The organism is Seonamhaeicola sp. ABD4_340, from assembly GCF_056312135.1.
Genome location: NZ_CM149981.1, coordinates 1,650,314 through 1,663,907 on the forward strand (window position 1 = coordinate 1,650,314; position 13,594 = coordinate 1,663,907).

A 13,594-nucleotide genomic window follows, 5' to 3' on the forward strand; every position below is an offset into this window, starting at 1 on the left:
ATTTTGAACACAACCAACCTCAAATTTTATAAATCTGTAAAACAATCTACACTATTAGCTTTTATGCTGCTTTGCAGTGTAGTTGTTTGGTCTCAACAAATACCACAAGACTCTGTAAAAACAGGCTTTAGTTTAGGTACAATAAAATCACCAAACCCTAATAGCATTGAGTCTAAATACACCTATGACCCTGTTACAAACAGGTATATTTATACTGAAAAAATAGGTGGCTTCAATGTTAAATACCCAGTAATACTAACAACAAAAGAGTATTATGATTTAGTTGCTAAACAAAGCATAAAATCATACTACCAAGAAAAAATTGATGCCTTTAGCGGAAATAAAGATGACGAAGAAGGCCAAAAAAACTTATTACCAGAGTTTTATGTAAAATCTGGTTTGTTTGAAAGTATTTTTGGTGGTAATTCAATTGAAATTATTCCCCAAGGTTCTGTTGAAATGGATTTAGGAATTCTGTTTTCAAGACAAGACAATCCTGCATTTTCACCAAGAAACCGAAGCAATTTCACCTTTGATTTTGATCAACGTATCAATTTAAGTCTACAAGGAAAAGTTGGTACTAGGTTACAAGTAAATGCTAATTATGATACGCAGGCATCGTTTGATTTTCAAAACCTAATAAAATTAGAATACACACCAACCGAAGATGATATCATTCAAAAAATAGAAGTTGGTAACGTAAGTATGCCCTTAAACAGTTCATTAATAACGGGCGCACAAAGTTTATTTGGTGTAAAAACACAATTACAGTTTGGAAAAACAACAGTAACTGGTGTGTTTTCTGAACAAAAATCTCAAGCAAATACCGTTGTAGCTCAAGGTGGCGGAACTGTTGAGGAGTTTGAACTTTTTATTAGAGATTATGATGAAAACCGACACTTTTATTTAGCACAGTATTTTAAGGATACGTATGATACCTCATTAAAAAGTTATCCGTTTATAAATAATAAAGGACTTCAAATTACAAGAATTGAAGTTTGGATAACAAACCGCAGTAATAGAACAGAAAATGTTAGAAACATTGTAGCGCTTCAAGATTTAGGTGAAGCTAGTAATGACCCAAGAAAAATAGGTTCGGCAGTAAATATATTTGCTTCACCAGACGCTTTTCCAGATAATGCTAATAATGCATTCAATCCAGAAAATATAGGTGGTACAGGTTCTCAATTAACACAAGCAGTTAGAGATATTGCCACTGTACAATCTGGTATTACGGTTTCAAATGTTAGAGAAGGTTTTGATTATGCTAAGCTTGAAAACGCCCGTAAGTTAACACAACAAGAGTACACATTAAACTCACAATTGGGTTACATTTCATTAAATCAGCGTTTAAATAATGATGAGGTTTTAGCCGTAGCATTTCAATATACTGTTGGTGGGCAAGTATACCAAGTGGGTGAATTTGCTAATGATGGTGTTGATGCTACTAATGTTGAAACAAACAATAATGGGCAGGTAACCAATGTTGTAAATACAAGTTTGGTATTAAAACTTTTAAAAAGTAGTATAACAAATGTAAATGAACCTGTTTGGAATTTAATGATGAAAAACATTTATGATACAGGTGCTTATAACTTAAGTCAAGATGATTTTACATTAAATATTTTTTATAACGAAGCATCGCCATTAAACTTTATTACACCAGTTGGCGGAGACTTTGAGTTAGATATTAACGGTAATACTGTTAATGGTTCAACGCCCGAAGACAATAAACTTCAAAACGTACCATTACTTAGAGTTTTTAATTTAGATAAGTTGAATTTTAATAATGACCCACAGGCAAAAGGTGATGGGTTCTTTGATTTCTATCCAGGCATAACCGTAATTCCCGAAGGTGGAAAAATTATTTTTACCAGTGCCGAACCATTTGGTGAATACTTATTTAATGTGTTAGGTGGTGGTGATTATAACAATGATGCAGATTATAACGCAGATCAGCAAAAATATGTTTATGATATTCTTTATAAACAAACCAAAACAGCTGCCTTAGATGAAATTGAAAAAAATAAATTCAAACTAAAAGGGCGCTATAAATCTGCCGGAAGTGATGGTATTCCCTTGGGTGCATTTAACGTACCAAGAGGTTCGGTTAGGGTAACTGCAGGAGGAAGATTGTTGGTTGAAGGCGTAGATTATACGGTGAATTATCAATTAGGGCGCGTTCAAATTTTAGATGAAGCTTTAAAAGCATCAAACACGCCTATTGAAGTTTCAACAGAAAACAATGCCGTATTTGGGCAGCAAACACGCCGTTTTACAGGTTTAAATATTGAACATAAATTTAATGAAGATTTTCTTTTAGGTGCTACACTTTTAAACCTAAATGAACGCCCAATAACTCAAAAAGCAAATTACGGTACAGAGCCTATTAACAATACCATTTTTGGTATTAACGGTAACTATGCCACAAAAGTGCCGCTTTTAACACGTTTAGTAAATAAATTACCTAATATTGATACCGATGCAGAATCTAACCTGTCATTAAGAGGTGAATTTGCATATTTAGCACCAGGTTCACCCAAAGGAACTAATTTAAATGGCGAAGCTACATCGTATATTGATGATTTTGAAGGCACCCAAAATGCCATAGATTTAAGATCGCAACAGTCTTGGTTTTTATCAAGTAGGCCTTTAGATTTAACTAATTCTCCAGGTAATGACAACCCAGGCGTTGAAAACGGTTTTGGTAGAGCCATGTTAAACTGGTACACCATAGACCCTATTTTTTACAGTACAAGACGTCCTGATGGTATAAATGATAACGATTTATCATCACTTTACACCAGTAGAGTTTTTATAAATGAGTTGTTTCCAGATAGAGATTTAGTACAGGGGCAAAACTCGGTGCTTTTCACACTAGATTTAGCATATTACCCGCAAGAGCGTGGGCCTTATAATTTTGAACCATCGGCAGCCGATGGAATTATTGATAACCCAAACCAAAGTTGGGCAGGTATTACGCGCCAATTAACATCAACAGATTTTGAGCAACAAAATGTTGAGTATATAGAGTTTTGGTTACAAGATCCATTTCAAGAAAACCCCGCAAACTCAGGAGGAAAATTAGTTTTTAACTTAGGTAATATTTCTGAAGATATAATAAAAGATGGTAAGAAATTATACGAAAACGGCTTACCAAAAGATGGCGATATTAGCCTTCTACCAACCACAGATTGGGGAACGGTAACGCCTCAAAATCAATCGTTAATTTATGCATTTGATACTACCGGAGAACAACGTACAAACCAAGATGTTGGTTATGATGGTTATAGTGATAATGCCGAAAGAGACTTTGTAACTAGAGAAAATTTAAACCCTAATTATGCAGCTTTAGATGATCCTGCAAATGATAATTACAACTATTTTCTAGATACAACAGGTAATATTTTTGATAGATACAAACGCTATAATGGTGTTGAAGGCAATACGCCCGATACGTTTTCTGATACGCAAAGAGCCGCCAATACACAACCAGATGTTGAGGATATTAACCGCGATAACACAATGAATACCATTGATAGTTATTTTGAGTATGAGTTAGATATTACACCCGAAAATTTACCCGAAAATCAATCAGAATTTGATAATTTACCTATAACAAACCCAATTAGGGAGTTTATTAGAGATTTTAAAGTTACACCACGTAATTTACCAAACGGAAATACAGAAAATGTAAGATGGTATTTATTACGCGTACCTGTAGAAGGTAGTCACGTTAAATCTGTAGGCGGTATTAGTGATTTAAGGTCGGTACGCTTTGTGCGTATGTATTTAAAAGAGTTTGAACAGCCAACAGTGTTTCGTTTTGGTACTTTAGATTTGGTAAGAAGTGATTGGAGGCGTTACACATTGGCACTTGATAAAAATGACCCGTCGCCTGATGACCCTCAAACCGATTTTTCTGTGGGCGTTATTGGTACTTTAGAAAACGAAGGAAGTTATGAAAGGCCACCAGGTATAGAGCCTGAAGAGCTTTTTAATAATAATACAGTAGTTGAGCAAAATGAACAATCGTTAGTTGTAAATGTTTGTAATTTAGAAACTCAAGATGCCAGAGGTGTTTTTAAAAACATAAATGTAGATATGCGCCAATTTAAACGTTTGCGTATGTTTTTACATGCCGAAGCGCAAGAAGGCCAAAGCTTAAGTAGTAATGAAGTAGTTGGTTTTATTAGAATTGGTAACGATTTAAATGATAACTACTACCAAATAGAAATTCCTTTAGAAGTGTCAACCTCTACCACCAGAGAAGGGTTGTGGCCAGAGGCAAATGAAATAAATTTACCCATAGATTTATTGGGGCAAGCAAAAGCACTAGGTATTTCAAATGCTACGCTAAGCAATGAAGACCCTACGTTTTATGATGTAGTTAATGGTGGTTTAGTTGAGGTGTCAAACCCATTTACAGGTTATGTGGCTGGCCAACACAGAATTGGTATAAAAGGAAACCCAAATTTTGGTGATGTAAGAACACTTATGGTTGGTGTAAAAAATGCTACTCCACGAAATGATGTTTGTGCCGAGGTTTGGTTTAATGAGTTACGTTTATCTGATATGGATAACGAAGGTGGTTGGGCTGCTGTAGTAAGCATGGATTCAAACATTGCAGACTTTGCAAATGTTAGTGCCACCGGTAGGCAAAGTACTTCTGGTTTTGGGTCTATAGAGCAAGGACCAAGCCAGCGTGCTTTAGAAGATGTAAAACAATATGATGTGGTAACTAATGTACAGCTTGGGCAATTGTTACCAAAAAAGTGGGGTATTCAAGTACCATTTAATTATGCGCAAAGCGAAGAGTTAATAACACCTAAGTACGATCAGTTTTATAAAGATTTAACTTTAGAGTCTAGATTAGATGCAGCAAATTCTGAAGAAGAAAAAGAAACTATAAAACAACAATCTGAAGATTATACAAAACGGCAAAGTATCAACTTTATTGGTGTTAGAAAAACCCGAACAACCGATAAAACCCCACGTTTTTATGACGTTGAAAACTTAACGCTTAATTATTCATACAACAAGGTTGAACATAGGGATTTTGAAATAGAAAACTCTGTAAATAAAACGGTAAGAGTTGGTGCTAATTACGCATTCAATTTCAACCCAATAAAAATTGAACCATTTAAAAAGAATGATTCTCTATTTACCGGTAAATACTGGAAGTTGTTAAAAGATTTCAATTTTAACTTATTACCATCAAGTTTTTCTGTTAATACAGATATAAACAGGCAATTTAACAGACAAAAATTTAGGGAGGTAGACTTAACCGGAGGTAATATTGGTGTTGAAGAATTATTCCGAAGAAACTATACCTTCGATTTTCAATATACATTAAACTATAATTTAACTGATGCTTTACAGTTAAACTTCACCGCAGCCAACAATAATATAGTTAGAAACTATTTTAAGGATGACAATTTAATAAGAGGCGAACAAGATGAAACGCTTGATGTTTGGGACGGTTTATTTGATGTGGGTGATCCAAACAGGCAAAGTCAAAACTTAGGTATAACTTATCAATTACCAATAAATAAAATACCAACACTTAGTTTTATTGATGCTACATACCAATACACAGGTAACTTTCAATGGCAAAAAGGATCTGATTTATATGGCGAAGTTATTGGTGAAGATGTACATACTATTCAAAATTCTAATGTGCATGATATTAATGCATCGTTAGATATGAATAAATTTTACCGTTATATTGGTTTAGTAAAAAAACCAATTAGGCGCGTACGCAGCAGAACAACTCCAGGTGGTACACCTCCAAGCCCTACAAACGCTAAGAAAAAGCCAAAACCAAAAGCCAAAAACCAGTCGGTAACTAAACTTTTAAATGCTGGCGTAGATATTTTAACCAGCATAAAGCGTATGCAAATAAGGTACTCTGAAAACAACGGTACTTTTTTACCAGGTTATACACAAACACCAGGTTTTATTGGTACATTAAGGCCAACATTAGGGTTTACATTTGGAAGCCAAAGTGATGTTAGGCATTTAGCAGCCAGAAAAGGATGGCTAACCTTATTTGATGAGTTTAACCAACAATACACCGCAACACATACCAAACAATTAGATATTTCGGCAAGTTTAGAGCCTGTAAAAGATTTAAAAATAGATTTAGTTGGAAACAGAACATACTATGAAAATTACACTGAAAATTTTAGAGTAAATAACGTTCTAGGTAATTTACAATACCAATCATTAACACCAAACACATTTGGTAATTATAATATTTCTACAGTTTTAATTAAAACAGCATTTAATACCAGTGATGAAATAACATCAGAAACCTTTAATACATTTAGAGCTAATAGACTTGAAATTGCAGAGCGTTTAGCCGAAAAGTTTTACGGCCCTGGTGTTGCATATGGTAGAGATACCGATGGTTACCCACTAGGTTTTGGTAAAAACAATCAAAAAGTATTATTGCCAGCATTTTTAGCCGCTTATACGGGGCAAGATGCAAGTAAAGTTAAAACCAGTGCTTTTAGAGATATGCCAATACCAAACTGGGATTTAAAATATTCTGGTTTCATGAAATTTAAATGGTTTAAAAAACATTTTAAACGTTTTTCATTAACACACGGGTATCGTTCAGCATATACAATAAACCAATTTAATACCAACTTAAATTTAAACACAAACCCAAATGATAACGAAGCACCAATACCCGGAGTAGCTTATGCAAGCCAGCCACAACAAGCTTTAGATCAATCTGGTAATTACAAAAACCAGCGTTTGTTTGGTGGTGTTAACTTAACAGAATCTTTTAGTCCGTTGGCGCGTATAGATTTTGAAATGAAAAACTCGGTAAAAGTATTATTAGAAATAGCCAAAGACCGCATGTTGTCATTAAGTTTTGATAATAATTTGTTAACTGAGGTGCAAGGCAATGAATACACGTTAGGTTTGGGTTACAGAATAAAAGATTTACGCATAAAATCAAACCTAGCAGGCCCTAAAAAACGTGTGGTAAGCGATTTAAATATGAAAGCAGACATATCTGTGCGCGATAATAAAACCATTATTAGGTATTTAGATTTAGAAAACAATCAAGTAACCTCAGGCCAAACTATTTGGGCATTAAAATACACCGCAGATTACGCGTTTAGTAAAAACCTAACAGGTATATTTTATTTTGATTATGCGTTCTCTGAATATGCAATATCAACCGCATTTCCGCAAACAACCATCAGGTCTGGTTTAACCATACGTTACAATTTTGGAAATTAGTAATTAAGTGTTTGAATTATATGCTTAATTAAATACATTTGTGAAGAACAAATAATTAAGTCATACCATGAATATACCATCAGAATTAAAATACACCAAAGACCACGAGTGGGTTAAGCTTGAAGGCGATGTAGCAACCATAGGAATAACAGATTTTGCACAAAGCGAATTGGGTGATATTGTATATGTTGAAGTTGAAACACTTGATGAAACATTAGAGGCCGATGAAGTTTTTGGAACTGTTGAAGCCGTAAAAACAGTATCTGATTTATTTTTACCACTATCAGGTGAAATTACAGAATTCAATGAATCTTTAGAAGATGAACCCGAAAAAGTAAATTCAGATCCTTACGGAGATGGTTGGATGATAAAAGTAAAATGCTCAAACCTTTCAGAAGCAGAAAACCTTATGTCTGCCAATGATTACAAAGCATTAATTGGTGCTTAAAAAAGCAATACTAGCAGTAACCATTTGTTACACCGCTTTTTTAATAGCGGTAAGCTTAATGCGGCTAAATAATTTACCAGAAGTAAACATATCATTTGCCGATAAAATATTTCATTTTGGGGCTTATGCCGTTTTAACAACATTATGGTTTTACAGCTTGTTTTTAAATTTCAAACTAAAGTTTAAAACATCAATTACGTATGCCGCAATATTTGCTGTAATATTTGGTATAATTATTGAAGTATTACAAAAAACATTAACAGCGTACAGAGCATTAGATGTTTATGATGCCCTAGCAAATACACTTGGGGCACTATTAGCAACAACAGCAATTTGGTTTACTAAAAGTTTACACATTAAAAATTTATAAACACTTGCTTTTTTGGTAAATAAATAGTTATTTTAGCAACCTTGATAAACGAATAAATTATGGAACAAAAGAAAAACGCAAAAGCAAACGTAGGACGCAACAGCTCTTTATACTTTGCAATTGGTTTAGCATTAATGTTGTTTTTAACAAATTTTGCTATTAATTACAAAACATATGATAAAGAAGCCATAGACATTGGAATGGTAGAAATGGAAGCTGAAGATGATGAAGAAATTCCATTAACAGAGCAAATTCAAACGCCACCGCCACCACCGCCACCACCAGCAGCGCCAGAGGTAATTGAAATTGTTGAAGACGAAGTTGAAGTAGAAGAAACTGTAATTGAGTCTACTGAGGTTGATCAAGAAACCGAAATTGTTGAAGTAGAAGAAGTAGTGGTTGAAGAAGTAGAAGAAGATATTGATGTACCATTTGCCGTAATTGAAAATGTACCAGTTTTTCCAGGTTGTGAAAAAGGAAGCAACAACCAAAAAAGAGCATGCATGTCTAAAAAAATATCACAATTTGTAAATAAAAAGTTTAATACAGAGTTAGCAAGTGATCTTGGTTTATCAGGAAGACAGCGTATTAACGTAATATTTAAAATAGACAAAACAGGTACTGTAACAGGTATTCGTGCAAGAGCACCACACCCAGGTTTAGAAAAAGAAGCTAAACGTGTAATAGGTATGTTACCAAAAATGAAACCAGGTAAGCAACGTGGTAAGCCGGTTAACGTTCCATATTCGTTACCAATTATTTTCCAAGTTCAGGATTAAAAATACAGTTCAAATTTGTAATTAAACAGTTTTTAATTACGTATTGGGCTTAAAAATAAAAACCCGCTACAAATTGTAGCGGGTTTTCTTTTTTGGTATGCTTATTGTGATTTTATCATAATATTAACATTTAAACTATAATTATGAGAAATCGTAAAGAATCTCACAGCAGCATTCGGCAAAATGCTCACGCTGTGAAAAAACCGCACAAGCATGATGCAAATTTACAAAAAAACTCAACCTTATACTTTCAGGTAGGGTTGATAGTGTGTTTACTTATGGCTTATGGCCTCTTTGAAATGAAATTTGAAACCAAAATACCTGCGTTGGCCGATAATTTCATTAATGATGACCCTTACAGTATTGAAATTCCCTTAATCACACCTGTAAAACCAAAGGTTGAAGCGCCTGTTATTCAAAAATCAGTAAAAAAGAAAGCTTCTATTATTAAAGAAGTGCCTGATGATACTGAAATTGCGAAGGATATTCTGGATTTACCTGAAGCTCCTATTGAAGACAAAAACCCACCAATAAACCCTGATGATGTGGTAGTTGATAAAATTGATGAGGAGGTTACAATGCCTTTTGATTTTGTTGAGGTTGTGCCAATATATCCAGGTTGTGAAAAATCTAAAAACAACCTAGAACGAAAAAAATGTATGTCTGATAAAATTAACAAACTCATTCAACGAAAATTCAACACAGACCTGGGAAGTAGTTTGGGCTTAAACGGAAAACAAGTTATTCAAACGCAATTTAAAATTGACAAATCAGGCCGTATTATTGATGTTAAAACACGAGGCACACACCCAGATTTAGAAAAAGAAGCCCAACGTGTTATTGGTATTTTACCAGAAATGGTACCGGGGAAACAACAAAATAAAAATGTAAGTGTAATGTACACGTTGCCAATTGTATTTCAGGTACATAATTAAAAGTTATAATTTTAAAACTATTAAACCGTTATCATGTTATGTGGTAACGGTTTTTTATTATTTTCAATGTAAAACCGTGTTTTTAAAAATGACTATCTTTCAACCCTAAAAACAAAATTACGCTTTCATGCCAAAATACATTGTACTGTGCCTGCTTTTAGTTCAATTAAAAAGCTTAGCTCAAGATAATTTTTCAAACGAAAAACCACCCATTTTTCCAGATTGTGAAACGGTAAGCGTTAATAGTTTGCAACAGTGTTTTGATGCGCAAGTTGCAAACTTCATTTATAACAATTTTAAAGTGCCACAAAATGTTTTAAATGATAATTATAAAGGCAAGGTGGTAGTGCTTTTTGAGGTTGACACAACTGGTGCTTTTAAGGTTATGTATACCGATGCTGCTTATAATGAATTAAAGGCTGAAGCTAAGCGTGTTTTTAATAGTTTACCAAAAATTACACCAGGTACATATAATGGCCGTAAAACATTTAAACAATATTCAGTACCAATTCAAATTCCGTTAGTAAAGCAAACCAAAAGTACTCAAAGTTTAAGAGATAATGCTAATGAGATATCTACTTTAGAAAAAGCGGCAAAGCAAGAGTATGATAAGTTAAATAAAACCATAAAACCATACACAAACAACCGCTATAAAAGTGCTTTAAATGTACAATTTGTGCATAGTGATTACGCTAAGTTTGACCGCGCAATGAATGTTGTTGGAACAAATAGCCATACAGCATCTAAACCATTTTTGTATAGTGATGTTTCGGCATATTACAATTTTGAAGAAGCAGAAAATAAATTAAAAAAGAATACTAAAACATGGGTAGGTAAAAAACTTTGGAATGAGCATTTAGTGCAATTACAAGGCAAAAATTATTGGTTTACTATAGATCCTGTTTTTGATTTACAAGTTGGTAATGATAGTGAAGGCGGCAACACATATAACAATACCCGTGGTTTTGTAGTACAAGGAGGCTTGGGTAAAAAGTTAAATTTTTATTCGTCAGTATTTGAAAGTCAAGGGCGTTTTGCCGATTATGTTAATAGATATTCCGAAAGCTTAAAAGCCTTTGGGCCAGATCCTGCCATTATTCCTGGGCGCGGTATTGCTAAGCGTTTTAAAATGGACAGTTATGATTATCCGGTTGCCGAGGCGTACTTATCATATTCGCCTACAAATTTTCTAAATGTTCAGTTTGGTCACGGTAAAAACTTTATAGGCGATGGTTACCGTTCTTTATTACAAAGTGATGTGTCTAGCCCACACACATTTTTAAAATTAAATACTAAGTTTTGGAAACTTAAATACACAAATACTTTTATGTGGATGAAAGATGTGCGCGATGAAGTAGTTGAAGACAAAGCCTTTTTAACTAAATATGTAGCAAATCATTATTTAAGCTGGAATGTATCAAAACGTTTCAATTTAGGATTGTTTGAATCTGTGCTCTGGACCAATAGTAATGATAGAGGTTTTGATGTAAACTACCTAAATCCAATAATTTTTTACAGAGCTATTGAGTTTGAAACAGGTCAAGGTGCAGGAAATGCGCTTTTAGGCGCTACCGCCAAATATAAATTTACAGATAATATAAATGCATATAGTCAGTTTATTCTAGATGAATTTTCTCTAAGTGATATAAAAGGTGGCGAAAAAAGCTGGAAAAATAAGTACGGCTATCAAATTGGTTTGAAATATTACAATGCTTTTAAAGTAGATAATTTAATGTTACAATTAGAATATAACCGCATTAGGCCTTATACCTATTCGCATAACACTATAGTTTTAAATTACGGGCATAATAATCAGCCAATAGCACATTTATGGGGAGCTAATTTTTCAGAATTAATACTTATAGGAAGATATCGTTTAAACCGATGGTTTGCTGATGCTAAATTTATTTTTGGCTCACAAGGGTTAGATTATAACAACGAAACAGATAATTTTAGTTACGGTGCCGATATTTATAGAGATTATAATGATAGGCCTTTTGATACAGGTGTTGAAGTAACTCAAGGAATCAAAACCAATATTTTCTATGGAAATTTACAAGCAGGTTATGTACTTAATCCGGCTTCAAACTTAAAATTATTTACAGACATTACAATTAGAAATTTTGACCCTAATGCCACCACAACCACCACATTTAAGAACAATACCGTTTGGTTTAATTTGGGTTTAAGAACAGATTTGTTTAATTGGTATTTCGATTTTTAACATAGTTCTGCCCAATATGTTTCTTATTTTGTAATAAACTCATTGCCAAAACACTTTTATAGAGTATCTTTGCACTCGCAAAACAATTAAGCATTGGCAAGGTCTAAATCATCAACTGTAACTCCTTCGGTAATTTCAGATTTTAAAGAAATTACAAAAATGCGTTTGTCATTAAGCGTTGTGTTTTCATCACTTGCAGGTTATTTGTTAGGGGTTGAAACTATTGATATAAAAACACTTGTTTTATTAGCTTTAGGTGGGTATTTTATGGTGGGAGCCTCAAATGGCTTTAATCAAATTATAGAAAAAGATTTAGATGCTTTAATGAATCGTACCAAAAATAGGCCAATACCTTCAGGTAGAATGTCTGTTACTTCAGCATTTGTTATTTCATCAATCTTTACACTTTTAGGCATAATAATATTGTACACCATAAATAAGCAAACAGCCATGTTTGGTGCTATTTCAATATTTTTATATACATGTGCATATACGCCTTTAAAAACCATGACGCCAATAGCGGTTTTTATAGGAGCCATACCAGGAGCAATACCTTTTATGTTAGGTTGGGTAGCTGCTACAAATGATTTTGGTATAGAACCAGGAACCTTATTTGCGCTACAGTTTTTTTGGCAATTTCCGCACTTTTGGGCTATAGGTTGGTTTTTATATGAAGATTATGAAAAGGCAGGATTCAAAATGCTTCCAACCGGTAAGCAAGATAAAGGTACTGCTGTACAAACAATAATGTACACAATCTGGACTATTATTGTGTCTATTATTCCTGTATTTGGCTTTACTGGCAAGTTACAACTCTCTATTGTAGCCGCTATTTTAGTTTTTTTAGCAGGTTTAGTTCTGTTAAATTTTGCCATAAAGTTGTTTAAAGAAATGACCTCAAAAGCGGCCAGACAATTAATGCTGGTTAGTGTTTTGTACATTACTCTGGTTCAAATAATATATGTAATTGATAAATTTATATAATAACTTATGGATTTAACGCAAGGAACAGCAAAGCAAAAAAATGAAAGAGCCAAAAAAATGATGCTTTGGTTTGGTATTATTTCACTAATAATGTCTTTTATGGGCTGGACAAGTGCTTTTATTGTAAGCAGCTCTAGGCCAGATTGGTTAAAAGATTTTCAGTTACCTAATGCTTTCATAATTAGTACGGTACTAATCATAATTAGCAGTATAACGTTTTTGTTAGCTAAAAGAGCATTAAAGCAAAACAACAAAACATTAACAACTGTTTTATTGCTATCAACCTTTATTTTAGGTATAGCATTTGTAGTTTTTCAATTTAAAGCATTTCAACAAATTATAAATTTAGGTTACAACTTTACTGGGCCAACAAGTAATGTAACCATGAGTTACATTTATTTAATAGCTGTAATGCACATATTACACGTAGCAGCCGGCTTAATAAGTATAATTGTTGTAATTTATAATCATTTTAAACAAAAGTATACGCCAGAAAATATGTTAGGGTTTGAACTATCAGCAACATTTTGGCATTTCGTTGATATACTATGGGTTTACCTGTTATTGTTCCTGTATTTTGTTGGATAAAAAAGC

Annotated in this window: 8 protein-coding genes; all 8 read left to right on the top strand. The window is 33.4% G+C overall.

Features of this window, described 5'->3' with window-relative positions:
• Positions 1-3 precede the first annotated feature (3 nt).
• Positions 4-7,260, top strand: a complete 7,257-nt coding sequence (gene sov / locus ACYX4H_RS07135; RefSeq protein WP_476238511.1) for a T9SS outer membrane translocon Sov/SprA — start codon at positions 4-6, stop codon at positions 7,258-7,260.
• A gap of 67 nt (positions 7,261-7,327) precedes the next feature.
• Positions 7,328-7,708: a glycine cleavage system protein GcvH gene (gene gcvH, locus ACYX4H_RS07140; protein WP_476238513.1), complete on the top strand. Its 381-nt coding sequence runs from the start codon at positions 7,328-7,330 to the stop codon at positions 7,706-7,708.
• A complete protein-coding gene (locus ACYX4H_RS07145) occupies positions 7,701-8,078 on the top strand; it encodes a VanZ family protein (protein ID WP_476238514.1) in 378 nt (125 codons plus the stop codon). The genes gcvH and ACYX4H_RS07145 overlap by 8 nt, the downstream gene beginning before the upstream one ends.
• A 59-nt stretch (positions 8,079-8,137) precedes the next feature.
• The gene (locus ACYX4H_RS07150; RefSeq protein ID WP_476238515.1) at positions 8,138-8,857 is read left to right on the top strand and encodes an energy transducer TonB; all 720 of its coding nucleotides are present in this window, start codon (positions 8,138-8,140) and stop codon (positions 8,855-8,857) included.
• A 143-nt stretch (positions 8,858-9,000) separates the two neighbouring features.
• Entirely contained in the window at positions 9,001-9,792 is a 792-nt protein-coding gene (locus tag ACYX4H_RS07155; RefSeq protein WP_476238516.1) for an energy transducer TonB, read from the top strand.
• Positions 9,793-9,919: 127 nt separating this feature from the next.
• A complete protein-coding gene (locus tag ACYX4H_RS07160) occupies positions 9,920-12,016 on the top strand; it encodes a gliding motility protein RemB (RefSeq protein ID WP_476238517.1) in 2,097 nt (698 codons plus the stop codon).
• Positions 12,017-12,175: 159 nt separating this feature from the next.
• The gene (gene cyoE / locus ACYX4H_RS07165) at positions 12,176-13,000 is read left to right on the top strand and encodes a heme o synthase (protein WP_476238640.1); all 825 of its coding nucleotides are present in this window, start codon (positions 12,176-12,178) and stop codon (positions 12,998-13,000) included.
• Between the two features lie 6 nt (positions 13,001-13,006).
• Positions 13,007-13,588 carry a cytochrome c oxidase subunit 3 gene (locus ACYX4H_RS07170; protein WP_476238518.1) on the top strand — a complete coding sequence of 194 codons (582 nt, stop codon included), beginning with the start codon at positions 13,007-13,009 and terminating at the stop codon, positions 13,586-13,588.
• Positions 13,589-13,594: the final 6 nt, after the last annotated feature.

What these genes read in the sequence shown, in the direction of transcription:
- gcvH (WP_476238513.1), top strand. Translation starts at nt 7,328, where the DNA reads ATGAATATACCATCAGAATTAAAATACACCAAAGACCACGAGTGGGTT.
- ACYX4H_RS07155 (WP_476238516.1), top strand. Translation starts at nt 9,001, where the DNA reads ATGAGAAATCGTAAAGAATCTCACAGCAGCATTCGGCAAAATGCTCAC.
- ACYX4H_RS07170 (WP_476238518.1), top strand. Translation starts at nt 13,007, where the DNA reads ATGGATTTAACGCAAGGAACAGCAAAGCAAAAAAATGAAAGAGCCAAA.
- cyoE (WP_476238640.1), top strand. Translation starts at nt 12,176, where the DNA reads ATGCGTTTGTCATTAAGCGTTGTGTTTTCATCACTTGCAGGTTATTTG.
- ACYX4H_RS07150 (WP_476238515.1), top strand. Translation starts at nt 8,138, where the DNA reads ATGGAACAAAAGAAAAACGCAAAAGCAAACGTAGGACGCAACAGCTCT.
- ACYX4H_RS07160 (WP_476238517.1), top strand. Translation starts at nt 9,920, where the DNA reads ATGCCAAAATACATTGTACTGTGCCTGCTTTTAGTTCAATTAAAAAGC.